The sequence below is a fragment of the Neochlamydia sp. S13 genome (assembly GCF_000648235.2).
GTDB lineage: Bacteria > Chlamydiota > Chlamydiia > Chlamydiales > Parachlamydiaceae > Neochlamydia.
This window is the reverse complement of sequence record NZ_AP017977.1, coordinates 762,818-789,521: the sequence shown is the minus strand read 5'-3', so window position 1 is coordinate 789,521 and position 26,704 is coordinate 762,818. Positions and strand designations below refer to the sequence as shown.

Genomic DNA, 26,704 nt, shown 5'->3' with positions numbered 1-26,704 from the left:
TAACTGTTCTGCCTGAGCAGAGCCTGCGTGATAGCAGGTTATTTAATACAAAAATTTTTTATCGAAAATGGTGCGGTTACCAAGATTTGAACTTGGGACCTCGACATTATCAGTGTCGCGCTCTAACCAACTGAGCTATAACCGCAAGTGCAAACAATGGAGGCTAGGAGATTCGAACTCCTGACCTTCTGAATGCAAATCAGACGCTCTACCAACTGAGCTAAACCCCCAAGTATCTGGGTAACCTCTCATCGAGTCTGATTTGTGCTGATTAGACTTATAGTTCCCTCAATTTACCTAATGATAAATTTTAATACTTTTAAAAGATAGTATGAGGGCACCTTCGATGATTTACATTTTCGTCAAGAAAGCTTCTAGCTTCTTTGACAATAATAGGAAGACAATGTGCAGCTAAAGTTTGTTTCAACCTAAGAATGGTTATTCCTAACGCATTCTCTGTCCTTAAAAGGAGGTGATCCAGCCCCACCTTCCGGTAGGGCTACCTTGTTACGACTTCATCCCAGTCATCAGCCTCACCTTAGACGCCTCTCTCCTTGCGGTTGAGCCAGCGGCTTCGGGTAAAACCAACTCCCATGATGTGACGGGCGGTGTGTACAAGACCCGGGAACGTATTCACGGTGGTGTTGCTGACCCACCATTACTAGCAATTCCGTCTTCATGTAGTCGAGTTGCAGACTACAATCTGAACTGAGATCGGCTTTTAGGATTTGCTTCACCTCGCGGCTTCGCTGCCTTCTGTACCGACCATTGTAGCACGTGTGTAGCCCCAGACATAAGGGCCATGCGGACTTGACGTCATCCTCACCTTCCTCCTGGTTAACCCAGGCAGTCTCATTAGAGTTCCCACCCAAAGTGTTGGCAACTAATGATAAGGGTTGCGCTCGTTGCTGGACTTAACCAAACACCTCACGGCACGAGCTGACGACAGCCATGCAGCACCTGTGCAGATGCCCCGAAGGGAAATTACATCTCTGTAATGATCATCTGCATGTCAAGCCTGGGTAAGGTTCTTCGCGTTGCATCGAATTAAACCACATGCTCCACTGCTTGTGCGGGTCCCCGTCAATTCTTTTGAGTTTCACCCTTGCGAGCGTACTCCTCAGGCGGTATACTTATCGCGTTAGCTTCGGCACAACCAGGGTTGATTCCGGTTACACCAAGTATACATCGTTTACGGCAAGGACTACCAGGGTATCTAATCCTGTTTGATCCCCTTGCTTTCGCGCCTCAGCGTCAGGTGTAAACTAGAAAATCGCCTTCGCCACTGGTGTTCTTCCACATATCTACGCATTTCACCGCTACTTGTGGAATTCCATTTTCTCCGTCTACCCTCAAGAAAGGAAGTTTCAAATGCTGTTCCGAGGTTGAGCCCCGGGATTTCACATCTGACTTTCCTTCCCGCCTACGCGCCCTTTACGCCCAATAAATCCGATTAATGCTTGCACCCTCCGTATTACCGCAGCTGCTGGCACGGAGTTAGCCGGTGCTTCTTTACCTGGTACGCTCAAGTTCTCTAGATGTTAGCTAGATCCCCTTGTTCCCAGGCGAAAGAGTTTTACGACCCGAAGGCCTTCATCACTCACACAGCGTCGCTTCGTCAGGCTTTCGCCCATTGCGAAAGATTCTCGACTGCAGCCTCCCGTAGGAGTCTGGGCAGTTCTCAGTCCCAGTGTTGGCGGTCAATCTCTCAATCCGCCTAGACGTCTTAGCCTTGGTAGGCCTTTACCCTACCAACTAGCTGATATCCCATGGGCCTCTCTTTAACCGCGAGGTCCGAAGATCCCCCACTTTAATGATTTCAAGATGCCTTGTTATCACCACATTCGGTATTAGCGATCGTTTCCAATCGTTATTCCCAAGTTAATGGTAAGTTACCCATGTATTACTAACCCTTCCGCCACTAAATGTATTGCTACATTTCGTTCGACTTGCATGCCTCATCCACGCTGTCAGCATTCAATCTGAACCAAGATCAAATTCTCAAGAAAAATATATTCTTTGAAAACTTGATAAATGATTTATTTATCTCTGATTCTATTAACGAGATTAAAAGTTGCCTTTTAATCTTCGCACAAACTTTATGTTTGCTTGCACATTGTCTTTCTATCACTGTCAAATAGCTTTTTGCGTCACTCGTTGGTCACGCTTTTTTTGTTCTTCTTCTTAACTTTTCACTTAAGAAGCAGTAAACATACAAAATATCGAATTATTTTCGCAACCCCTATTTTCCTTTTTCCTCTTTTTTTTCCTAAACTCCTGAAAATTAGCAAACTTTTTCCTTAATTATCTTTGGCACCTAGCTTTTTTGTCTTATAGGCGAAGATAATATCGCTGGCTTAAAAAAATGGGTTAGGAAAATCAATTAAGTTGAAATAGGCACTTAGAGGGCTTATACTGTGAGAGTTAGTATAGCATATTCCTTTTATCATTCAACTATTATTTGCAGTATCTTTTTTATGCCCACCTAACTTTAACGCGTGCCCTACCAGTGATTAGCAAAATGAAGCGAACTCATTCATAAGCTATCCACTCAACTTTTATATGAATAAGCTCACACTACTTTTCATTTAGCTGTTTGGCGTATATAGCAAGAGCTTTTAATAGCAAAGGAATTTTGCTTGGCCTACTCTTCAAAGCTTTCTAATAGGTATTAACATTTTCCACTCATCTTATCAGCCAGAATCAACAAACGACAGCTACAAGGCTATCCAATCTTTAAGAAAGCCAGATTAGCCTTGATAAAACCTACCGGCTTTCTTAGTACCAAGCCAGAGATCAAAAGAACTAGAGTAGTAGGTTAAAAAGCAAGTGAACCATCTAGAACAGAGTAGGAGAGGTGTATTGATGCTTGATGAGACGAGGGAAGAAAAGCTCTATCCAAAGGAAAACAACTGTGTAGTGGTCTTTTCTCGTCGACAAGGGAGATCAAATATAAGAGGTAAATTACTTTCTAAACCTTATTTGCTAGGAAGAATATATTTTTCCTATCGGTTTTGAAGAGATTAAGAAATAGTGTATTTATGCCAGGTGAAAACAAAGAAAGAAAAAAGGCAGCCATCCCTCACTAAAAGCCAACTTTTAGCATACTTTATCCAACAAGTAGTTACAACTCTAAGTTAAGTTCGAGTAGATGCTGGCTGAGCAGGAGTTTGACGTTAAAGACTTTAGTCAACTTATTCATAGTAAACTTAAGAGAGCTGCCTAGAGATGGCATAAAGCCTAATTGATCAATTGCTTTCTCTTAAAGAAGCTAAGGGGAAAAAGGTCGGTGTCAAAATTTTAAACTCTTTACTTTTAAAAGGGAGATAAAAGGATAGCTTAGCCTGGCAAAATTACCCTTCTTTTTCAGCTTTAATCACACAAACCCTAAAAAATCGAAGACGGACCCAAAGATATTTCTTCCATTTGCTGTAAGATATAAGCTAATCCTTAAAGCCAATCTGATGACGTCGCTAGAATTCCATCATTCACAAAAGAATAGTAGGAGTGCTTAAGGTAGGCCATAAAGTTGCTGAAATAAATGGTACAAAAGGAAATCTTCAAAGAGTTTGGGAGAATTACTAGCAATTGCTAAGGCTAGCTTGAATAAAGAAATTTAAAAACTTAATGGGGAGGACAAGGAAATAACAAAAGGATAATCATCACTTGAGTTCAAAATCTTTTCGAAAAAAATGGGGGGGGGGGGTTATCCCTAGTAAGTCCCATCCCTTGATGCAAGTTAGGCAGACCAGAAGCTTTTAATAGAATTAATCTACAAAGCATCGTCTTTTGATAATTTAGGAAGCCCCCTATTTTTAAGCCCTTTAGCTAGAGATTATTATTAAAGCAGCTGCTAACCAAAATGGCCTTTACTTACAAAAGTTTTGCCAACAGCCTCTACCTTTTGTCGCCAATCTGCTGCTTTAAAATATTTATTCAATAAAGGTTTCTTCATCAGCAAGAGACTCTTCTTTAATGTAACCCAGCTGAAATAAAGGGTCCATATTATGGTAAATATATCTGCAGAACTCTTGTAATTCATCTTCTAGCTGCCACAGCTTGAGCTCTTTAGCACTTACTCTGCTTAGATCTCGAATACCATGCTCTTCGGGAAACTTCAAATCATACCAAATTTTGGTTACGAGCCGTCCATCTACTTTTGTTCTTGCTTCCACAGCATTATAAATGCTTTCACCAGGTAGGAAAGAAAAATGAATGGCACTGCGCATCATGTTAATGGTGTCTGCGGGAGAAATCCCTATTAATTTTATCGCTCTCCTTAACTCTTCCCTCAAGTTAGTGTCTACAATAGCAGGATCATCTGTATTTAAGTTAACGGCGATGCCTTGTTCTAACAAAGCTTTTAAAGGCACTTCTTCTATTTTAACGCCTGTAGTTGCTTGCACAGTAGTCAGACATATTTCAACTAGTTTATTTCTTTTTAAAAGTTTTAAATTTTTTATCAGATTTGTTGTGTCCGCGATCATCGTTCCATGCCCTATACGCTCGGACACCTTTAAGACACTAGAAAGCTCATCTTTCACATATTTATGTATGCTATCATAATGCGAACTGGCAAATTCAAGAGTATGATAGGTAACTTTAACTGCAGGATAATGCTTACGCAAGGTTTTAATAATAGCTATTTGATCATAAAAATTATTTATTGAATTGGCAGTATTCTGAGGGCCATCCACTGTCAAGCCAACTATTCGTTCTTTTTCATCAGTTGCAATGTATGCCGAGGCTGCCAATGCCCAAGCAAAAAATTCACCTAGCGAGTAATGGCGCATAACTTCAAAGATTAATTTAATAGTAATGGGATTTCTGGCATCAAATACATTCGGCCGCAGTTTAACATTCTGTTTTTTTAATAGAATATTAATCTGCTGATTAATATCTAGTTCGGCTTGATCAAGCTCATCAGTCATCACCTTTTTAAAGGCTTCTACGTATGTCATATTGAGTAAACTTTTCCACTCCTCCTCCAGATTCTCCATCTTTTTCTGTGGATCTTGGCCTACTTTATCTCTACATCTGCCTTGTAGCTTTCTTTTAAACTTGTTTTTTTCGCTATCCGTTAATAAGGCATCTAGAGTATGTTTCGGGTTAATAAGGTATTCAATAAAATGCTCAATTTTATCAATAGGCATCTCTTCGATGTGCTCATATTCATCAGCTTTAATTTGAAGTTCCACCTCTTCAATAAATGTGCTAGGTACAGGCACTACATACAAGCCAAACATGAGTTCATTATAAATAATATTGCTTAGCTCTGCTTGATATAAAATAATCAGAAGTTGCTCACTTAAAGGAATTCTATCTAAGATACTGCCTATCGGTCCAAAGGTTTCATCAAACTTTCTACTAAAAAAATCCTCTTTAAACTTAAAAGATAATTTCTCAGAAAGGGGCTGATTAACCGGAACGCAGCACAGTTGGTGTAAAAATGTACGTAGCGGCATACTATACCGTTCTTCAATTTCTTGCCATGTAAGCCTAGCAGGAGTATTATCGCTCTTTAGCCCATTTTTTGTGGGCGTCTTCTTCCTTCTCCAAGCTTTTTTGGCTTCGTCATAATAGAGGCTATATTTTTTTACTAACTTTTCAAGCTCCCAGGGTGGTATAGCACCCTCTGTGTGCTCATGTAAATTTGCAAAAGGAAAAGGTCCTTCTTTTTTGCTTCTCGCTCCATACATAGACTGAAATGAATACTCTTTCAGATGGTCAGTTAGATGGTCAGTCGTCACTCTTACATTATTATGCAATTCTTCTAGGACCCTATAAACGATTTTATTAACCCTTTCATCGCCTAATAGTAAAACCTCAGAGGGAGAAATATCTTGACGCTGGAGGGGCGAAGGGGGTAGAGATTTGGATCTTATAGATTTGCATTTAGCAGAAGTGCTCGAAGAAATTTTTTTTGGAACGGCATTAAACCTTTCTAAACTGGCAATAAGAGTGCAATCAGGACGCCGTAGATCTTTCACATAACTGTGTAAATCTGCTGCACAACTATAAGTATAATCATAGAAGGAAGAAAACCAACTTGTCATTTATTACTCCATCATACAATTTATAATAAATTTTAGCACACAAACGTTTGAGTTTGAATCTAAAGCAGTAGTTGACCATGGCACAATAGCCACTAATTAAATAATTTGCAATACTATTTTGATGTATGAATCATGGAATAGATTAACCCCCTTTATTAAAAGGGGGTATCTGAAAAGATTAAAAGAGGCTAATTCCATGCTGCAAGAATAGCTAGCAAGAGAAGAGCGACAATATTAACAATTTTTATCATGGGATTAATTGCAGGACCCGCCGTGTCTTTGTAAGGATCGCCGACAGTATCCCCGGTGATAGCAGCATGGTGAGCAAGAGAACCTTTTCCACCATAATTCCCCTCTTCAATTAGCTTCTTAGCATTATCCCATGCACCTCCACCAGAGGTCATAGATAAACCTACGAAAAGACCTGTCACTACTACCCCAAGAAGCATTGCGCCTAGGGTTACGAAGGCTTCATCTTGCCCTGCAACATACAGAATTACAAAATAGACTAGAAAAGGAGCGCATACTGGCAGCAAGGAAGGAATAATCATTTGTTTGATTGCAGCTTTTGTCAGCATGTCGACTGCGCTTCCATAATCTGGACGTGCAGTTCCTTGCATAATTCCTGGGATTTCTTTGAATTGACGGCGTACTTCTACGACTACAGCGCTTGCTGCACGGCCTACAGCCATCATACACAAAGCTCCGAATAGATAGGGAAGAAGGCCGCCGATGAACAATCCTACCACTGTATAAGGATTTTGCAAATGGAAGTTCGCCATATTTTCAGGAAAATAGTGAGCCAAGTCTTGTATAAAGGCTGCAAAAAGGACAAGTGCAGCAAAGCCAGCTGAACCTATAGCATAGCCTTTTGTTACAGCTTTAGTGGTATTTCCCACAGCATCAAGTGCGTCTGTAGTTTTACGGATAGATTCTGGTAAATTACTCATTTCTGCAATGCCCCCTGCATTATCTGTCACAGGACCATAGGCATCCAAAGCAACGACCATTCCGGCTAAAGCTAACATACTTGTAGCTGCCACCCCAATCCCAAATAAACCTGCATTCAAGTAAGAGACAAGAATACCAGCACAGATTACAACGACTGGAAGGGCAGTAGCTTCTAAAGAGATAGCTAAGCCTTGGATAACATTTGTACCGTGTCCTGTAGTAGACGCTTCTGCAATACTTTTCACAGGTCTATATTTTGTCAAAGTATAATATTCTGTAATCCACATAAGTAGACCAGTTACCACCAGACCAGTAAGTGCGCAACAAAAAAGATTAAATCCATTAAAGACATGATTATTTGCTTGATAAGCAATATCAAAGCCTAATAGCCAATGAGTCAACCCTGCAATAGCCATGGCAGAAAAGACTGCGGTAGCAAAAAATCCTTTATAAAGAGCTTTCATAATATCATGGGTAGCCCCAAGACGTACGAAAAATGTTCCGAGAATAGAGGCTATTACGCAAACTGCACAAATAGCTAGAGGATAGTACATCATTTTTTCTAAGATAATACCTTGAAAAAACATGCCAGCAAGCAGCATAGTCCCTACGATGGTAACCACATATGTTTCAAAAAGGTCTGCTGCCATTCCTGCGCAATCCCCTACATTATCCCCTACATTATCAGCAATAACAGCTGGATTACGTGGATCATCTTCAGGAATACCTGCCTCAATTTTTCCTACTAAGTCCGCACCGACATCTGCACCTTTGGTAAAAATTCCTCCCCCTAATCGAGCAAAAATAGAAATTAAGGAAGCACCGAAACCTAAAGCGACGAGAGACTCAAGAAGTTCGCGAGCAGGAATAGCAGAATTTTTTAAAAAAATGTAATATCCTGCAGTCCCTATTAAACCAAAGCCAACAACCAAAAGACCCGTAATGGCTCCCGATTTGAAAGATACATTTAAGGCTTGCTGAAGGCCTTGCTTTGCAGCTTCTGTGGTACGAACGTTTGCTCGCACAGAGATATTCATGCCAATATAGCCTGTTAGCCCAGATAAAACAGCTCCAATTAAAAAGCCAACGCTTACATACCAACCCAATAACCAGGTTAGAAGTGCAAATACTACGACTCCCACTAGGCCAATCGTTTGATATTGACGATTTAAATAGGCACGAGCCCCCTCTTGAATAGCTGCTGCTATTTCTTGCATCCTTTCATTGCCCGTGCTTAGGGATAAGACAGAACGTATTGTCAAAATTCCGTAAAACAAGGCTAAAAGGCCGCATACGATTAAAAATCCATCTTCGTATGACAACATTAGTTTTCCTCTTTGATTTTGGTTAATGAAAAAAATAAAAATAGTAGAGAGAGAGGAATTAGTTCAACAGGAAAAGATAAAACTTATGAAAGATAGAACCTATATCTGTATAGTTAAAATATCTTGCCAGCAGGTAGTATAGCGAGGAGAACAATTTTCTTGCCTAGCTTTCCATGGCTGCTTAATGCCTTCTGCAGCCATTTTTATTACTCGGCGGCCATATTGATGATTTAATTGATCTATTAAATTTATTAAGGTTTGCTCTTTTTTATTGCTAAAATGATTTTCTTCAAAAAGGTCAAGTTGGTAGTCACCTTTTGATACTAGCCCTCCCAGAGTCAAACCTGTCTTTTTATATAAAAAACCTTCGCGAAATAGGCGCCTTACTCCTTCCTTAGCATAAGTGATGATTTTGGGTGTATAGTCACTAGGTTGAGGTAGGGTAATTTGCATGTTATTGTAGTAATAAGGGGAATGATGATGCTTATTAGTCATCAAAAACACATCTATAAATGAAGCTCTGCTTTGCTGGTTGCGCAATTTCTCAGCCGCTATGGAAACATACGTTGAAATAGCTTCTAACAACTCATTTAAATCTGAAACAGCTTTGCTAAAAGAGCGTGAACAAGTGATGGATTTTTTAGATGCAGGCGCTTCTTTTAGGGATAGGCATGAGACTCCTCGCAGTTCCCATGCTATTCGTAAACCGGTAACTGAAAGATTTTTTTTTATCCATAGGTCTTCAGAATTTTTAAACTCACTGGCTGTGTGTATATTCTGGCGATGTAGATAAGAGGAAATTTTCTTTCCAATCCCCCAAATCTCATCAACAGAAAGTTGGCGCAGCACCTTTTCGCACATTTCAAAAGCCTCCATGGAAAAAACATTTTGGCAAGCAGAATATCTCTTAGCCATATCATTGGCTATCTTAGCAAGAGTCATGGTAGGGGCTAGGCCAATAGATGTAGGTATCCCTGTATGTTGGAGGATGATGCGCTGAATTTCTCTGCAATAAGCTTCCTTATCTACCGCATCTACCCTTAAAAAAGCCTCATCGATAGAGTATATATCTATTTCGGGTGAAAATTGCTGCAACGTGCGCATCACACGATGAGACATATCACCATATAGGGTATAATTGGATGATAAAACTTTTACATCATATTTCCTAAATAAATCCCTATATTCAAAAGCGGGAGCGCCCATTAGGATTCCTAAAAACTTAGCCTCTTTAGAACGGGCTATGATACACCCATCATTGCTTGAAAGCACTACTACAGGCTTTCCAATCAAACGCGGATTAAAAACTCTCTCACAAGAAACATAAAAATTATTACAATCCACCAAAGCATACATAAGTTTATTGCGGCCGGTGGATGACATAAGTAACAACCCCCCATACTTGAAAATCCAGGGCAGCATTTACGTATAAAGTCGAATAGGATGAATTAGCTGAAACTAACTGTATGCCTTGTGGTCCTAATACATAGCGTCTGACCATAAACTCACCGTTTATAATAGCTACTATGATTTTACCACTTAAGGGTTCTAGACTTCGGTCCACAACCAGAATATCTCCTGAAAAAACCCCTGCTTCACGCATAGAATCTCCCTGCACCCGTACAAAAAACGTGCTTGCAGGATGCTTGACCACCAGCTCGTTTAGATCCAAACGCTTTTCTATATAATTTTCTGCTGGTGAAGGGAAACCTGCCGAAACACTGTCTTGGAATAAAGGAATCCATAACTGTTTGGCAACCGAGGAGCTTGGATAAAAAATTTCATCTATCGTCTGTGTTTTCATGCAAAACTTCCTAATAAAACTACTTAAACCCTAGAGCATAAAATTTGCTTAGGTTTTTTTAAATTTAACCCCAACTATATTAAAATAAAGCAACTAATAAAAGCGTTTTTTAGGAATAGAGCTTCCCGGCCCCTGCCCATTACCTCAATTTCTTGTAACTCTATCAATCTTAAGAGACTGACAATCTTAAGAGACTGACTTTAAAGTTCTAATGAAAGGGATTTTTTACAAGTCAACTAAGAAGCTAAGCAGCCGTTCCTGTAGGAACTTAAGAATTTCAATCTTCTCAAATCCACTCATGCTATCTTTCTAAGCCTTAATGTACCCTAGAAAATACTGGACGGAGCCAACTTAAGTTATCTAGCAAAAACCATTTCTTTTAACTATACCTTATCTAGCATCTTTATCTAGCATCTTTTCTTGCGCACGGCATGTTAAACTAAAAATGTTTATAAAAGCCTCTTGCCAAAACGCTACTTTCCCGTATCCATTTTTATCCTTATTATGATTATTCATTCATTAATCCCCAGCTCCTGGAACCCTTCAACATTTTTAATCACTTTATTTCTAAAAGCTATAGCATGAAAATTGTTTGTGGATAGCTAGATAATACCTTCCGCAGCTGCTCCTCTTTAGAGGGAAGCCTATCTTCACTTTGGATATCCACATCCTCTTACTAACTATTTTAAAAGCTCCCTAAAGTTCAACAAAAGTATCTTAGTAAGACCTGAGTAGGCCTAAAGCTTCATTTGCGCTTTAACTTTAGCCTTAATCTAAATACTGCTTGTTTTGTGTGAAGCAAGTAGCTACACTTATCATAAAAAAATTGTAGATATCTCGTGAACAATACCGTTTATATTAACTGTGACAATATAAGTAAATCCTTTGGGACTCATCATTTATTTAAGGGTATCTCCGCCGGCATTTTCCAAGGAGATAAAATTGGAATTATCGGGCCTAATGGGGCTGGAAAATCTACCTTTATGAAAATATTGGCTGGTAAAGAAAGTGCCGATGAAGGAACAGTAGCGATTAGACGCAACTTACGGATTGCTTATGTCTCTCAAATGACTTCTTATCCAGATCAATCAATTTATGAAATTCTAAGAGAAACTTTAAGCTATAATGATCCTCATTTACTACCTCATGAAGCAGCCATGCGTATTGAATGTATGATGAGTAAAACAGGATTTCCAGACATCCAGCAAAGCGCTAAACTTTTGTCAGGAGGTTGGAGAAAACGCTTAGATATTGCCAAAGGACTTATTTGCAATCCTCAGCTACTGCTTTTAGATGAGCCTACTAATCACTTGGATCTGGAAGGCATTCAATGGCTTGAAAAATTACTCCAGCAGGAAAATCTAACCTTTATGGTTATAAGCCATGATAGATATTTTTTAGCCAAGATATCGTCTCGCATGTTTGAATTAAATGCCCAATTTCCCAAGGGACTATTTACGGCAGCAGGCAATTATGAAGAATTTCTACTTAGGAGAGAGCAATTTTTAAGTGGCCAGGCACAGTACCAAAAATCTTTATCATCCAAAGTACGTTATGAACAAGAATGGTTAAAGCAATCTCCTAAGGCACGTACCACTAAAGCTCAGGCACGCATACAGCAGGCAGGCAAGCTAATTGATGAACTAGCAGATGTTCAAACAAGAAATAAGCAAACACGTTCTCACATTAACTTTACTTCTACTGACCGTTTAACCCAAAAGCTGCTCGTTACCAAAAACCTCTCCAAATCTGTAGATAATAAATTGTTATTTTCTAAGTTAGATCTTACTTTTTCTCCTGGCATGCGTTTAGGAATCATTGGAGCCAATGGAACCGGCAAGACAACATTATTAAAAATGTTTGCAGGAATGATACCACCGGATTCAGGAACACTTAAATTGGCAGAAGGCTTGCGTATTGTCTATTTTGATCAACACCGTTCTCAGATGCCCGCCCACCTTACTTTAAGAGAAGCTTTAGCAACCAACGGAGAATATGTAAGTTATCGGGGACAACACATTCATGTCAACTCGTGGAGCAAGCGCTTTTTATTTTCTCCTGATCGTTTAGACTTACCTATTAGTCAATTATCTGGTGGAGAAAATGCTCGCATATTGATTGCTCGTTTAATGCTACAGCCGGCAGATATATTATTGCTTGATGAACCTACCAATGATTTGGATATACCTACTCTTGAAGTCTTGGAAGAAAGTTTATGTGAATTTACTGGGGCGATAGTTCTTATTACCCACGATCGCTACATGATGGATAAAGTTTGCAATGTAGTTTTAGGACTAGGGTTAAAAGAGCCTATTCAGCTTTTTGCTGACTATTCCCAATGGGAAAAATATAAAGCTAAATTTGAGGCTTTCGATAGCCTTAAAAAAGAAAAGCCTGCTGAGAAAGCTCGTGATAAAGTTGAGCCTTTAGTACCCAAACTATCCTACAAAGAAAAATATGAATTAGAGCAAATAGAAGCGAGCATCATTAAATACGAGGGACAAGAAAAGAAGCTTCATGAAGATATAGAAAGCGCTTCAGATGCTAACTTGCTACAGAAAAATTGTATGGAATTAAATCAGCTACAAGCAGAATTGGAAAAACTTTATGAGCGTTGGCAATTTCTTGCCAGTAAACAAACTTGATCAATGCTTTTCCAGCCAAGCAAGAAACAATTTTATAGATTTTGAAAACACCCAACCCGTTTAAGACGATCTCTTCTTGGAGATCTCGCTCTCTACTTAGAGGAATAGCTTTTAAATATGGGATTGCGCAAAGGGCTGGTTAAAAGTGTGTTACTTTATCCATGCATTTATTGGATAAAGGCTCATTGCCTTGTTCATGATCATGCCTAATTTTAATTATCTTTTTATTTAGATAGTATGCTAAGAAGCCTTATTACCTACATCATTCTCTTTTTCTTATGAAAATGCCTTAAAGCTAGCTATGTTTTACAAGGAATGATCACCGAATATAGAAAGCAGCTCTTTTGGCTATCCCATCAACAAGCCCACAGCTTAGGGTTTCATTTATCTATCTTTTCTTGTTTTTTCATAGATAGTAGGTGAAGTTGTCTCTTTTAAAACTAATCTATCATTACCCTTTTTTTATAAAAAGGCTAATAAGAGTATTGATAATAGCCACTACCACAGCAAAAGCTAGCGCCGAAAACGCGTCATTTACAAAAAACCCTGGAACTATCCAAGAAGCTAACATAACGCAAAAAGCGGAAACAAATAAGGTGGATAAGCCTAATGTTAAAATTGTAAGAGGAAAAGTTAGAATTAATAAAAAAGGGCGAACAAAAGTATTGATAAGCCCTAATGCTAAAGCGACACCCAAAGCATTTCTAAAATTTGAAAGGCGAATACCAGGTAAAAGGTTAGCAGTAATAAAGATAGCTATGCTGTTTACAATTAATGAAACAATCTTTTTCATATAAAATCCTTGCTAAGTAGTTAGTCCTGCAATATGTAGATGGATGGCTAAGATCTAGCTGCTTAATAAAACCTATTTTCTCATGAACCTGAATCATCTGCCTGTATCCGAGAGGATCGTGGGTGTAATTATATACATACTCTCTTGGCGTGCTTCATTAAATACTTTATTCATTGCGTACCTACCCCCTTATTTTGGCAGAGATGGCTGATTGTTAACTTAAGCTCGGCTCTTGAGCTGCCGCATTGCCCAATTAACATGAAACACTCATAGTACATAAAAAAAACTTATTAAGCTCTTTTTTTTCAGCTACCGCTGAAAGATAGCAATCAAAAAAGTTTGAGCAAATTTTTGCTAGCCTTCTATAAGCAATTCAAATTTCTAAACCCGTAACCTCAAAAAAGCGATAATATAAACTTTTTTCTGAAAATTCTTTATGAAAAGCTACTAAAGCCTCCTCCCCTTCTGGCCTTATAGGAGGGCTTATGTATTGGATATCATCTTTAAACTGAGCTTACATAACATAACAATAGGGAAAAGATTGGATAAAAGTATAATTTGCTAAAGCTAGGTCAGCATTAGAGCTTTTAGAAAAGAATTTTTTCTCATTTCAATTTTCCAATGAGGAAAGTTTTTGGGTAGATAATGCCACTGGCAGCCGGTTCTTAATACATAAAAGATAGCTTTCAATAGCTCTCTTTCGGTTAAGGAAATAGTTGAAAAAAAAGGCCTTCCTATGCTTTAAAAGTATTCTGCACTAAAAAAACTTAAAGCTAGAAGGCCGAAATGATTGAAAAAGATATCCACTGATTAATCTCCATTTTTTGCGATAAGATGATTTTTGTAAGCAATCGGAGGTTAATGGCACAAATTTTTGGCTGGAAGCCACTTATAAACCACTCACTGGAAAAGCAATAAAAGAAATAGATGATCAAAATTATCATTAAGTGAAGCGATGAGTACTGCCCCTTTCCTAAAAGTGGCTATAGAACATTTAAAGATTATTATAGGCGATAAGTCATTCCCTCGCTGAAGAAATAATTTCCTCCTGTTCTTTCCTATCATAAGTTCATCACTTTAATGAAAACATGCTTATTTCACCTTCTTGTTTATTCACAAGCTTGCTTATGGGAGTGTATAGGCATTTAGCCTATCACTTCTACTCTATTGGCAATGTGCCATACTCGTCGCATTCAACTCCTCTCCAAGTTTTTAAAAAATAGCAAAAAGCGGATTACTTGTTTAAAGATAAGATAGCTAAAAGTTTTTCACTCCATTTTAGCTCACCACCAATTTAAAAAGTACTTAAGGCCATTCTACAATTGGAAACGCTGCCTTATTTTTTCTGCAATATCTTTCAAAGGATTTCCCGCTAATTCAAGGCTTTGCCTTCGCAGCCGAGACAGCTGCCCAATTTCTGCAGGCAGGCTAGCGAGCTGGTTTTGATTTAATTCAAGCCTTCGCAGCTGAAACAGCTGCCCAATTTCTGCAGGCAGACTGGTGAGCTGGTTTTGATTTAATTCAAGCCTTCGCAGCCGAGACAGCTGCCCAATTTCTGCAGGCAGACTGGTGAGCTGGTTTTGGTTTAAGTAAAGCCTTTGCAGCCGAGACAGCTGCCCAATTTCTGCAGGTAGAGCGGTGAGTTGATTATAGCCTAAGAAAAGCCCTTGCAGCTGAGACAGCTGCCTGATTTCTGCAGGAAGGTTGGTGAGCTGGTTTTGGTTTAAGTAAAACCACCGCAGCTGAGACAGCTGCCCGATTTCTGCAGGAAGGCTGGTGAGCTGGTTTTGGTTTAAGTGAAGCTCTCGCAGCTCAGACAATTGCCCGATTTCTGTAGGCAGAGCGGTGAGCTGGTTTTGATTTAAGGAAAGTATTCGCAGCTTAGGCAATTGTCCAATTGCTCCAGGCAGACTGGTGAGCTGGTTTTGGTCTAAGTAAAGCTCTTGCAGCTGAGACAGCTGCCCGATTTCTATAGGCAGACTGGTGAGCTGGTTTTGGTTTAAGCAAAGCTCTTGCAGCTGAGACAGCTGCCCGATTTCTATAGGCAGACTGGTGAGCTGGTTTTGGTTTAAGCAAAGCTCTTGCAGCTGAGACAGCTGCCCGATTTCTACAGGAAGGCTAGAGAGCTGGTTTTGATTTAAGTCAAGCCTTTGCAGCTGAGATAACTGGCATATTTCTGGGGGTAAATAAGTCAAGCCTACTCCAGATAAATCTAAAGCCGTGGTATTTTTACAATTTTCTTCAATCCAATCTCTAAAAAGCTCCCCTTGTTTTTCTAAAGGTAAATACTTGATTTTTTCTTGGCTTAAGTATGCCGCTCCACCAGTCAGTGCTTTCCACATTAACAGACGATTAATATTTATAAGATAAGAGGCATAGTTAGCCAGAGTAAAGCACCTTTTTTCCTGGGTTTTCCATTTAAATTCTAGCTCCGCAGGAGCAAGGGATTTAGCTAGAGTAAAGGCCTCCTTGAAGATTGCCTTAGCTTTTTCTCCTTCAGAAAGCCTATCATCCAGCCCATAAATCCTATCTAAAATAAAAGCCTGCTTGCTAATATCCCCTTGGGAAACATGTACTTTACCTATTTTTTTATAAAGAGAAGGCATCACTTCGGAAGCCAGCAGATGATGCCATCTTTTACAGACGCTAAATAAGGAAGGAACTGCGCAAGCCTCTAAGATAGGGAGCAGCAATTCATTGGGCAAGCTTTCAATAGAGGCCGAAGAGATAGGATGCATTTTATTTCCTTGGGTAGTGATGACTTTTCAGCATTCTTATTTTTTAAAGGCAATATAAAAAAAATTAAAAAAGCAAGTCAAACGAATTCGTATCCTTATCAATGAAAAACAATTCAAAGATAATTTACCGGCGCTTTTTTTCAGATAGACCTAAGGAAAGGGGGGACCTTCCAAGCATTCAGGAGCAGCTACAGGTTTTGGCGATTAAGTGACGCAGCAATTTTAATTTGGCTAAAAGAATAAACTTAATTCTTTGCTTTATTTGAGAAAAACGGCTCTTTTTGGCGCAATTTTTTAATTCTTCTATCGAATGATGGAATAAAACTCTTTCAAAACTTACATATTTAATTCCCAGTTAGAATTTGCTGCAATTAAGTTGAAGCGAAGTGCAAATCTTTTACGCCTATTTCTGTAGCGATCTGCTATAATTTTAAATCGCTTAAGGAGGCCAATGACATTTTCATTGGCAGCTCTTTCTCTTGATAAACTTTGATTTGTTTTTTATCCTCTTTAGTTAAAGGATTCTTCTTACTTTTTTTTGGGCATCTGGGTTTGAATATGTAGCTTTCTTAATCCTTGATAACCTCAAATCTGTTAGCACTTTTGTTTGTGGATGGAGTTTAACCTGGGATTCTTTGAATAGCCTAAAATCATGCTTTTTGCCATTACCATGTGAAGTACAAATTACTTTTTTACTTTTCTTATCGACTACACCTTGGGTCTTTAGGATATGTTTTTTCTTTTTCCCTGAATAATAACGCTTTTGTTTTTTTTAGGGCGCTCAATAGGCGTTTCTGTAGCATCAACCAAAATAACCTCATATTCCGTATCGCTTTTCAAAAGCTCTTTACGTCCCGGTAAAGCAAAATCTGGATGCTTGATTAACGTATCTTCAATCCATTTCACCGCTTTATAAGCTGAACTTTCACTGACTCCATAGCTTTGGCTAATATGAAAATAGGTCCTATATTCGCGCATATATTCCAAAGCCATCAACAGCATGTCTTCTAAACGCAGTTTATATTTACGCCCGCCTTTAATCTTCTTGGCCGTATCGGCTTGCTGTAAAATTTGCACCATCTTATTAAAGGTGGTACGCTTGACCCCTGTCAATCGTCTAAATCGCTCATCATCTAATTTCTCTATCTTATCAAACTTCATGGTGCCTCCTTTAAATGTTGAGTCACCATTTTACTAAAATTTACATTAAGTAGTAGGAGATGAGGTGTAGGGAGTTTATCCCTTAAGAGCTTATCTAGAGCAAGAATGCTGTCCTTATATATTAGCTGTGCTATCTAACTACCATGTGAGCGTAGGTTTTGTTTGATCGAAATTCAGTCCAACGTTTCCTTGCAGAAATTAAGCCAAAAGACTGGCAGAGCTTATCAACAGGAAAAGGAGCAAAAGGCGAACGCTATTATCAGTGGTATCGTCTAGAAGTCAATTCAAATAGCACTTAAAGGGTGGGCACGCTGGTTTTTATTAAAACGTAACGTAAAAGATCCTCGTGATGTAGCTTATTATATACCTTGTTGTCCCAACAATGTTACTTTACAAGCTATGGCTAAAGCTGCAGGGAGCCGCTGGACGATAAAGGAATGCTTTAAAGCTTCTAAAGGAGAAATTGGGCTTGATCACTATGAGGTGAGAAGTTACATCGGTTGGTACTCGCACATGATGCTTTGTTGATTAGCTTTAACTTATTTTTCGGGCTTGCGCGATGCTTTCAACCCGCTGGAGAAGAAAAGAAAGCTCTTTAGGCTTCATATGAAGAAGTTTCTAAAAGCACCGAAATTTAATTTAATTAGATATACCTTGCAAGAAGCTAGGCGTCTAGGGATAGATGCCCACACCTCTATTAAGCAATGTTGGAGTTATTGGCTAGAATGGTCTAATTGGCATCATAAGCATCAAGCAAGAACCTGTTACTAACACTATCAAAGGCAAAGAAAGCTATGTTTATATTTACCACTGTAGTACTAAGAAGCTAAATTTTTTTAAAGCTATAACTTTCGAGAATACGTCCTGCTATCTCACGCAATTCTTGCCATGCTAAACGTACGAGCACGTAACTTAAGATAAAAAACCAACGCATAAGGTGATTTATCTGAACAAAAGAATTGCAAGCAAAAAGATAACTTCGGAAAATTGCTTTAGCAAGACGCATGGGCAATTCTTTAAGCTGCTTACCGATTAAGAAGATAAACTTGTAAAATTTTTGCAAAAACTTAAACAAACCTTTTTTAGAGGCTTCTAGAGCACTACTTAGCAAGTGTTTTGCAAAGCCCTGAAGCTTTTTCGCTTTTCCTAAAAAAAATTCTAGCATTTGCTGCCTCTTTTGCTTAAAACCGCCTTTAGGATTAAAAAATTGCTTTACAAAGCGAGGAACTATTGCTTTAAAAACGTCTTTTACTGAATTAACAATCAGATGTTGGCTAAAGCGCGATGCTTTTAAAGCTGATAACGTTAAGTTTTGCATAATGCTACTTAAGTGTGTCAAATGGTGGTTTAACTTTGCTCTGCCCGTTTGGAAAAGATTGACGCTGCGCTGGATTTGCGGCTTAGCCCATCCAATGAAGGGAAGAGCCGCATTGATTACAGTTAAAGTCATTATTTCTGCATGTTTAGAAATCTTTAGTCCTAAAGTTTGTAGGGTTTCATTGATTCGTTTCAGTTGATGTATTAGGTTATCGTTAAACTTCTGAATTTCCAGACGAGGCTTTTCTATCTGCTTTTTTAAATGCTTCTTAAAGGTATTAAATTTAGCTTTCAAATCATTGATATAAAGATTAAGAGGGCCAGCAAACTCTTCTTTAGCTATTTTCCACAATAATAATGCAAATTCGCGAGCCAGTTCTGCTTGCTTATCACCTCGTTGATAAGTCTTTTGCAAAAGCATCTTTGTAACTGCTTCCGCGGTTTGAATGCTTCTTTGCATGATAGGCAAATAAGGCTGCAATAGACGATAGCTTAAAGCAACCATAGAATGCTTTAAATGTACAAACAAAGCCTGGCTTGTGCGTTGAATCCATTGAATGTATTCCGCAGTATGCTTAAAAGCGTGCGAAAACAAGTTTTTTATACTGTAGATAACATTCTTGCTAGCTTCATGGCTTTTAAGTGCGTACCTTAGCTTGTGATGCATCATCTGGAAAGGCTTTAAGGAAAGATAAAATAAAAGGGGGACAGTATTTTCAACGACCCATTTAGGTAATCCGTATAGCAACAAATAAGGGGGTAGAGTGAATGCCAAAAAGATATATTTGCCGGCTCGTGCAACCACTAAAAAATTTTGCATGAATTTGCCAATTTTAGCCGTTGCTTCTCTTTCAAGGCGCAAACGAGAAGATCTTATTGTATCTACGGGCTTTGCCACAGGCGCTACCTTTGCCATAGGATTGCGAATCATGGCATAGAGATCATTGCCTGGCGTACACCTTCCTATACTGTCGCGCGCTACAGGACCCTTCATGTATCTTTATATTTTGGTTAGTTAGTAGGAATATCTATATTATTTATAATAAATTTTAATTGAATTTTACATTTATTATCAAGGGAAATAATCGTCTATAAGCTTTCCCCTGTCTAAATTTTCATTTTACTTGCATCAATTGGCTTAAATCCTTATAATCAGCTTGCTTTATGACTTTAGGAGTATAAAATGGTTCGTATTAGTAAACAAGCAGAAAGACGCAGCAAATCTCATCGCAAGCCTAGCCTTCCTGCTAAAAAAACTGGACCCCGTAAAGAAAATTTGAAAGAGGGATTTAAATCCCACTCAAATGCTTTGGAAGGCGCTATTGCCAAACAAGCTTTTATTCCAAAAATTAAGTAATCTAAGGATCGAGTTATGTCAAGACATCCAAGCTTTGGAAAAGCCAACAAAGGGGCCACCAAACGTAACGTTTTAAAAAGATTTGAAAGAATCGATGTATTAAAAAAATTAGGACGCTGGGATGCGGAAAAGAAAACTCGCATAACAGGTTTACCTAAAACACCAGTTCTTTAAAAGAGTTACGGAGCCCCTACAGGCTCCTGGCTTTCCATCTTTTAAAAAAATTTTTCTTCTTCTTGCATTCAATAGGTCTTTGTGTTAACAAAGTAGCTTTTAACCCACTTATTACATTTGTGCAAATACACGTCCACAATAAGCAAAAAAATTTATCTTTTCCCCTGCGCTTAGTCAAAAAAATTGCTGATGCTGTTATTAAGTTAGAAAATCAAAGTTGTGATGAACTATCTATATATTTTGTAACACCTCTCGTAATTTCCCAGCTCCATCAGCAATATTTTAATGACCCCTCGACAACTGACTGTATCTCTTTCCCTATGGATACAAATAATCATGGAGAAGGGCCGGAGAAATATAGAATTCTAGGAGAAATTTTTGTTTGCCCTCAAACCGCCTTTGAATATGCTAAAAAGCATTCAGGCGATCCTTACGAAGAATGTACTTTATATATTGTACACGGGCTGCTTCATTTAATGGGATACGAGGATACTGAAAGAAAGAAAAAGCTGATCATGCGAAAAGCGGAAAAAAAACACATGGTTAATTTAAAGAAACTTAATCTATTACTATTACCTAAATAGATAATAAAGGAGAAGTAGTTGTTTCTCATTTGGATGTTCTTTTTGACACTTTTTTTCCTCCTCGGATCCTTTCTCCTCACAGCGGTGATTAGCTCTTTCCGTCGTATGCATAAAAAAGATGCTCAAAAGCAAATTAAAGCGATGAATTCTTTTTTTTTGTACAGATCCTTTCATCATATTTTTTTTCCTCATCATGAATATGAAAGCCTATTTTTCACAGCGATTTGTGCTCAAAATTTAGCGCGTTTTGGTTATACAGCCTGCGGCATCATTTTTCTGTCGCAGACCACTCTCTTTAACTCCCTTCGCGAAAGGCCTGATTACCTGAATACATTATGGATAATTATAAGCCTTCTCATTTTAATTCTAGCCTCTTTTGTTCTGGGTGATTATCTACCAAGATTATTAGGCACACATCTACCAGAAAAAGCTCTCAAAATAGGGTTTTCTTTTTCTTCTGTTTACTTTTTTCTTGCATTTCCTCTAGCTTTTATTTTTCTAAAAATCTCCCATTTAAGATCTTATGACTTATACTTCGATTCAACGCAGGTACCTAGTGCTCAAGCTAAAAAAGAGATTATTGAATTAATTCAAGAAGCAGAAGTTAGCCCCACTCTAAATTTTCATGATAAAAAACTTATAGAATCTGTTTTAACTTTCAAGGAACGCTGTGCTCGTGAAGTGATGGTGCCCCGCCTCAATATGTTTAGCTTATCTGCAGACACATCCATTAAAGAAGCAGCCCGGCTTTTGCAACATGAGGGGTACAGCCGCACTCCTATCTATCGACATTCGTTAGATAATATCGTAGGAGTACTTATGTACAAAGATGTTTTGAAAAAATACATGGAATATGAGGAAAAAAAAGACTCGAGGATTCTTGATACACCCATTGAAGCTATACAAAAAAGCATTTTATATACACCGGAAACAAAAAAAATTTCCAATCTTCTACAAGAATTTCGCCAAAAACAAGTTCATTTTGCCATTGTGGTGGATGAATATGGAAGTACAGAAGGAATCATCACTATAGAAGATATATTGGAAGAAATTGTAGGAGAAATTGCAGATGAATATGATCAAGAAGAAGAAACTGTTAAACAATTAGCGGACGGTTCTTGGATTATTGATGCTAAAATGAGCATTTTTGATGTAGAGGCACAGCTTGGCATTCAAATTCCCCAGGAAGAAGAATATGATACTGTAGGCGGCTATGTATTCCATGTAGCTGGCGCCATTCCCTCTACAAACTTTATCATCCATCATGATAACTTTGAGCTAGAGATTTTAGAATCTAGCGATCGTTCAGTAGAAAAAGTGCGTATCAAACCTATTGAATCTTCTCCTCTTCTAAATGAAGAAAAGTAACCTATTAAAGAGAAGCTCTCTGACCTAGCTTCCTCTTCTAGTCCTATTTCAATCTTAGAAAGAAATTAAAGCTAGGCAAAAAATGTGCAAATTTCTACTCATGGCTAGTGCCTAAAGAATTAACTTAAGATCCTATGTAAATACAAGTTTAATCCTATGGTAATCAAACTTGCATAATCTTTTTAGATTAATGACCTGGACGTACGAAAGCTTTTGCCCCTGCCAGAGCATATTCTTTAGCTTCTTTATCCCCTGGATTGGCACAAGCTCCTATATTCATTCCCAAAGGACATCCTAGATTTGCCTCAGGAATCACATCAAGATTACCGGAATCTATATAGAGTTGATGTCCTATCTCTTTAGCCATAGCCCTTATTTTAGGCTCATTCACCTCTGCTTCTAATGAAGGATAACCTTCTAATGCATGAGTAAGCTGTAGCAATTTGTCTACCTCAAGATTAGCTAGGCCCGTACGGTCCTTGCCGCTTCGGCATCCAAAGTGTACCCCATCGCTTACTAAACTAGTTAACATGAGTACCCGAGAGACTAGAGCATAATAATTATTACCAAAAGCTTCTAATTTTTTACCTTCAGGGATATTTAATATAGATTCTACATCTTTCAAAAGATTTTGTAAGATTTTAACTTTCATCATTTTTGATTTTAAGTCAGAGGAAGTATTATTCTCCTCTATTTCTTTTTTCACCGCTAGTTCATATTCTACGACTTTTTGCGCTAGGTGTTTTATAGCTATTTGATTGGCCTCCCATTCTAGTGCATAAGCCTGCGTTGACCATTCTAAAGATTTAAAATAAAGGTCATTGCAGGGTATGTTCATATAGGTAATTTGAAATTGAAACTCTTGACCTTTAACTACCAAAGGTTTTCCATGCCAATATTCGTAAGCCTCTTTTGCTTCCTTTAGAAGCATGGCTTCATTATCTGCATTAGCCAATTTTCCAAAATAATTAGCCCAATCTAACACTGATGAGGGGGATAATAAAGTGACGGCTGCAAAATCCAATTTTATAGGAATTTCGCCGCTTGCTTGTCCTGAATGTTTTTTTAAATATTCTAGCGCATGTTCTTCTAGTATTTTTTTTACGATTTGTCTATTAATTTGCTCGCGAATTTCTTTGTTTGTCTGGTCAAACTCCACTGGGATAGCCGAACGAGTCACATTGTCCATTTTGATCGCTTTCATATCCGAAGTAGGAGAGGATAGATAAGGAAGGTAGGTTGTTCTAAAGAAGTTAGGGACAGCAGGGTTTTGAGTATCTTGGCGATTGCGCGGTGCGGCCGAGCTGTAAGGTTCTCCCACAGCTTTTAGTTGCACTTGAGCTGCGCCGAGCTCCTCTTTACTAAAATTGATTGTTTTATCGTACACTTCTCTCCACCAATGGTTAAAATGTACGACGCCTTGAAAATAGGCGTTTTGATAAATTTTGAAGCATTCGTCCGTTAAAGAGAGGAGATCTTTCTTATGCTGAGGCCATTTTTCAGCAGACTGCCTACATGCATCCTGTAACGCACTCATGATCTCGTTTTCATATTCTTTCGCAAGCCTTTTTCCTTTCTCCACAATAGGATCATTCGGCTTAATAAATTGCTCGATGTTATCGCTGTTAATGCCTAATCTTTCGTGGATTAAAAGAGCTTTTTTTCGTATCTGCTCGTTAAAATTTAAGATTAATTCAGAAAGAAGAGCAGGAGGAATTTCGTAATTAAGTATTTCTTGTATCCGTTTTGCAAGGTCATCTGCGGCATGATTGCCTGCTGTCAGAACATGTTGGATATAGGTATCGATATTTTCCCTTTTATAACGCGAGGAGAATTTACCAGCAAAAGTCACTCCTTCATCTTCTGTTTTTTCTTTCTCTGCAATTAAAGTCCATTCTGTCATTTCTCCTGAATCTGTCACCTGGGAGATATTATCATGAGAAATATCATCCTCAGGATGCATAGACCTGCTAAGACTTAGAGATCTATCTAAAGAAGGAAGCGTTTGAGCAAATTTGATGAATTCAATTTGCTCTAGCAAATGGTCTCTTTGTACTGTAATTTCTGCTAACTTACGCTCCACCGCCTCTAATTCTTGTTTTAAAGGTGGTTCATCTTTTAAAGTCTGATATTTACTTTTTAAACCCTCATATTTCATCTGTAGCTGTTCAACTTGAGAGACATATTCCCTTATCGTCTCTTGTGCTTGTGATAATTTACTGCTAAGATCCTCGCGTATTTGTTGCTCTTCTTTTAAAAATGTGGCTACAAAGCTTTCCTGGCTAGCAAGTTTTTTTCTTAGATCTATGGCTTCTTGCTTATTTAGCTCTAGCTCATCAATCCTCTGTTGTAGCTCCAAGTTTTCTTGCTCACGATCTTTCAAATGACTTGTGAGATTTATCACTTGATGTTTTAGCTTGCCATTTTCTATTTGTACACTTTCTACCGTTTCTTGAACGTTTGCTAAGCTTTCATGAGCCAGTTGCGAAGCCCTTGTTGCTGCTTCAAGGTTGGCCTCTTTACGCTGCAAGCTCTCTTGCGTACGCTGCAACTGCTGAATCAGATCATTTTTTTCTTTTTCAGCGTTCTCCAAGTTTTGTCGTATGGAATTGGCTTTCCTTTCCAATTCTTCAACTAATTGTTGTTGTCGATGTAAATCCTGATTTAATTTCTCCAAGTCTTCAGCTGAACCAAGGCTAGAATGTTGTTGAGCAAATGTTTGCTCTTGAGCTAAAGCTTTTCTTGCCTCTGCCAAATTTGCATAGGCTTTTTGCAATTCGTCTTGCGTCGTTTGGTAGATATTTGTGGCACCAATAAGCTCATCATTTTTATTGTCTATTAAAAGTTGAAGCTTCTCTTTTTCGCTAATAAGGTTTTCATTCTTTCTTCTAATTTTTTCAACTTTTTTATTAAGCTTTTTATTTTCATCTTTTGCCACAATCAATTGATTGTCTAATTTTTCTATTGTTTGCTCGTGGCTTCTAATTACTACATTTTGTTGCTGAATTAAAGCTTCCTTTTGCTTTAACTTTTCTTCAAGTTGCGCAATTTTTCTCTTAAAAGCCTCGTCTGTCTTACCTGTGGTACTCAAAGTGGAAGCAGAATGAGAGTTCGATGAGGTAGGCAATTCTTGCTTGGGCTTAGCTCCATAATATTTATGGTAAAGGTCATGAATCCCAAGAATAATGTTTCCTGCAATAGGCACACAGTCTAGTAAACCTCTTTTTCCGTGCCCCCAGCTGTCTGAAGAAATAACCTGGATATTGCGTTCATTTAATGGAGCGTTATACAAACTTTTTTTCGGCGAAAACTTTTCAAATAAGAGGATAGCAAAGTGAGCAATCGCTGATCCTATACTTATAATAGGAATATAATCAAAAAATTTATGAAAGCTGGATACGGGAGAAGTAGGAGTAGAAGGGGGAAGCATGTTTATCTCCTCTATTTGTTCAATAAATATTATAAAACATATTAAAAATATAAATAAACTTAAATTTTAGAAATCAATCTTAAACTATCTTATAAATTAAGATTTCAATTAAATTTCATCACCAAAACAAAACAACAAAATATTTTCCTTTCTAAATTAAAGGATAATCTATTTCTTTTCAATGATTTTAATGTTTTCCTTCTTGGCATCTTTATTTTTTCAAACTGAGGAGAGATACTTCCATTAAAATATCCTTTAAAGACAACTACAAATGTCAAGAATTTATAAAGCATTTTAAGCTGTGAAAACAATAATACTTTAATAAAAGTTAACAATTAAAAATTAAAATTATTCTAATATTAATCAAGCAAAAATAGTTAAAAAAAAGAGATTTTTTTAAGCAATTAAATAAATGAGTTATTTAAGGACAGGCAAGGTAAGCGGGCATGGGATATAAAAAATTTTAGATAACAGAAGGGATAGTTTGCTTGTTAGGAGCTGCATAGATGGCGTCTGCTAGAAAATCTAGAATAGACTTTTGTTGACGATAAAGAGTTTCGATACAGCTATGCAGCTCCTCGTCCATCTTTTGCCATCAATAGACTGGCTACCTAACTTACGTACAATGGCTAGATTTCTTAAAAATTCTTCGGCAGCATGATGGGTCATAGGAATAGCAGGATCTTTCAAGTAAGCATGGAAATGTTTGATCTGCTTTAAAAGCTTGTGGCAAAACTTCCGCCATTTTTTAGTGCTACGCCAGTACTGCAGTGTTTGCAATTCTTCTTGTATATAACACCAGTTAAGATACCCATACTATAGCCTAAGTAGACTGGCTGATTTGTCCTTTTTCTAGGCGATATTTATCTTTAAAAAGCTCTTGCAAGATATCATATGGGTGTCCTAAATGCTGTATATCGTCTAAAGATATATTGGGCTGTTCGCTTGCCTTTGTAGAGTACGGATTAGATGAGCTAAACAATACTGTTTGATCTTTACCT

Annotated in this window: 16 protein-coding genes, 2 tRNA genes, 1 rRNA gene and 2 pseudogenes; 6 read left to right on the top strand and 15 right to left on the bottom strand. The window is 38.0% G+C overall.

Annotation, left to right across the window (positions count from 1 at the left end; translation table 11 throughout):
• Positions 1-68: 68 nt before the first annotated feature.
• The 8 genes from TY21_RS03040 to TY21_RS11615 all read right to left on the bottom strand — a co-directional run bounded on the left by TY21_RS03040 (position 69) and on the right by TY21_RS11615 (position 10,652).
• A tRNA-Ile gene (locus tag TY21_RS03040) sits at positions 69-145 on the bottom strand.
• Positions 146-157: 12 nt separating this feature from the next.
• A tRNA-Ala gene (locus tag TY21_RS03035) sits at positions 158-230 on the bottom strand.
• A 235-nt stretch (positions 231-465) separates the two neighbouring features.
• A 16S ribosomal RNA gene (locus TY21_RS03030) occupies positions 466-2,009 on the bottom strand.
• Positions 2,010-3,932: 1,923 nt separating this feature from the next.
• Complete coding sequence (locus tag TY21_RS03025) at positions 3,933-6,056, bottom strand: hypothetical protein (protein WP_042239557.1); 2,124 nt, start codon at positions 6,054-6,056, stop codon at positions 3,933-3,935.
• Between the two features lie 188 nt (positions 6,057-6,244).
• Positions 6,245-8,332 (bottom strand): sodium-translocating pyrophosphatase, encoded by a 2,088-nt coding sequence (locus TY21_RS03020; RefSeq protein WP_042239559.1) that lies wholly within the window; start codon positions 8,330-8,332, stop codon positions 6,245-6,247.
• Positions 8,333-8,431: 99 nt separating this feature from the next.
• Positions 8,432-9,715 carry a Y-family DNA polymerase gene (locus tag TY21_RS03015; protein ID WP_042239561.1) on the bottom strand — a complete coding sequence of 428 codons (1,284 nt, stop codon included), beginning with the start codon at positions 9,713-9,715 and terminating at the stop codon, positions 8,432-8,434.
• Positions 9,693-10,136 (bottom strand): LexA family transcriptional regulator, encoded by a 444-nt coding sequence (locus tag TY21_RS03010; RefSeq protein WP_079979846.1) that lies wholly within the window; start codon positions 10,134-10,136, stop codon positions 9,693-9,695. The genes TY21_RS03015 and TY21_RS03010 overlap by 23 nt, the downstream gene beginning before the upstream one ends.
• Before the next feature lie 390 nt (positions 10,137-10,526).
• Positions 10,527-10,652, bottom strand: coding sequence for a hypothetical protein (locus tag TY21_RS11615; protein ID WP_255501513.1), 126 nt, complete (start codon positions 10,650-10,652; stop codon positions 10,527-10,529).
• Between the two features lie 323 nt (positions 10,653-10,975).
• Between TY21_RS11615 and TY21_RS03005 the strand changes: the two genes are divergently transcribed.
• Positions 10,976-12,781, top strand: a complete 1,806-nt coding sequence (locus TY21_RS03005) for an ABC-F family ATP-binding cassette domain-containing protein (protein WP_042239563.1) — start codon at positions 10,976-10,978, stop codon at positions 12,779-12,781.
• A gap of 451 nt (positions 12,782-13,232) precedes the next feature.
• On the opposite strand, the gene TY21_RS03000 is transcribed toward TY21_RS03005, so the two are convergent.
• The 4 genes and pseudogenes from TY21_RS03000 to TY21_RS02985 all read right to left on the bottom strand — a co-directional run bounded on the left by TY21_RS03000 (position 13,233) and on the right by TY21_RS02985 (position 17,473).
• Positions 13,233-13,574: a phage holin family protein gene (locus TY21_RS03000; protein WP_042239565.1), complete on the bottom strand. Its 342-nt coding sequence runs from the start codon at positions 13,572-13,574 to the stop codon at positions 13,233-13,235.
• A gap of 615 nt (positions 13,575-14,189) precedes the next feature.
• Positions 14,190-14,279 (bottom strand): annotated as a pseudogene (locus tag TY21_RS02995) (transposase); the annotation flags it as partial.
• A gap of 611 nt (positions 14,280-14,890) precedes the next feature.
• Complete coding sequence (locus TY21_RS02990; protein WP_174232787.1) at positions 14,891-16,312, bottom strand: leucine-rich repeat domain-containing protein; 1,422 nt, start codon at positions 16,310-16,312, stop codon at positions 14,891-14,893.
• 336 nt (positions 16,313-16,648) lie between these two features.
• A pseudogene (locus TY21_RS02985) lies at positions 16,649-17,473 on the bottom strand (IS5 family transposase).
• Positions 17,474-18,079: 606 nt separating this feature from the next.
• Here TY21_RS02985 and TY21_RS10945 point away from each other — a divergent pair.
• Entirely contained in the window at positions 18,080-18,244 is a 165-nt protein-coding gene (locus TY21_RS10945; RefSeq protein ID WP_158623008.1) for a hypothetical protein, read from the top strand.
• Positions 18,245-18,299: 55 nt separating this feature from the next.
• Here the strand turns inward: TY21_RS10945 and TY21_RS02980 are convergent, their stop codons facing one another.
• Complete coding sequence (locus TY21_RS02980) at positions 18,300-19,784, bottom strand: hypothetical protein (RefSeq protein WP_042240717.1); 1,485 nt, start codon at positions 19,782-19,784, stop codon at positions 18,300-18,302.
• A gap of 189 nt (positions 19,785-19,973) precedes the next feature.
• Here TY21_RS02980 and TY21_RS11210 point away from each other — a divergent pair, with 189 nt between their 5' ends.
• The 4 genes from TY21_RS11210 to TY21_RS02965 all read left to right on the top strand — a co-directional run bounded on the left by TY21_RS11210 (position 19,974) and on the right by TY21_RS02965 (position 22,273).
• Complete coding sequence (locus tag TY21_RS11210; RefSeq protein ID WP_174232786.1) at positions 19,974-20,147, top strand: hypothetical protein; 174 nt, start codon at positions 19,974-19,976, stop codon at positions 20,145-20,147.
• Between the two features lie 15 nt (positions 20,148-20,162).
• Positions 20,163-20,321, top strand: a complete 159-nt coding sequence (locus TY21_RS02975; RefSeq protein ID WP_079979899.1) for a small basic protein — start codon at positions 20,163-20,165, stop codon at positions 20,319-20,321.
• Positions 20,322-20,440: 119 nt separating this feature from the next.
• Positions 20,441-20,905: an rRNA maturation RNase YbeY gene (gene ybeY, locus TY21_RS02970; protein WP_042240715.1), complete on the top strand. Its 465-nt coding sequence runs from the start codon at positions 20,441-20,443 to the stop codon at positions 20,903-20,905.
• A 141-nt stretch (positions 20,906-21,046) separates the two neighbouring features.
• Positions 21,047-22,273: a hemolysin family protein gene (locus tag TY21_RS02965; protein ID WP_368665346.1), complete on the top strand. Its 1,227-nt coding sequence runs from the start codon at positions 21,047-21,049 to the stop codon at positions 22,271-22,273.
• Positions 22,274-22,460: 187 nt separating this feature from the next.
• Here the strand turns inward: TY21_RS02965 and TY21_RS02960 are convergent, their stop codons facing one another.
• Together TY21_RS02960 and TY21_RS02955 are read right to left on the bottom strand one after the other, a co-directional pair.
• Entirely contained in the window at positions 22,461-25,703 is a 3,243-nt protein-coding gene (locus tag TY21_RS02960) for a hypothetical protein (RefSeq protein WP_042240709.1), read from the bottom strand.
• A 525-nt stretch (positions 25,704-26,228) separates the two neighbouring features.
• Complete coding sequence (locus TY21_RS02955) at positions 26,229-26,483, bottom strand: hypothetical protein (RefSeq protein ID WP_130589503.1); 255 nt, start codon at positions 26,481-26,483, stop codon at positions 26,229-26,231.
• Positions 26,484-26,704: the final 221 nt, after the last annotated feature.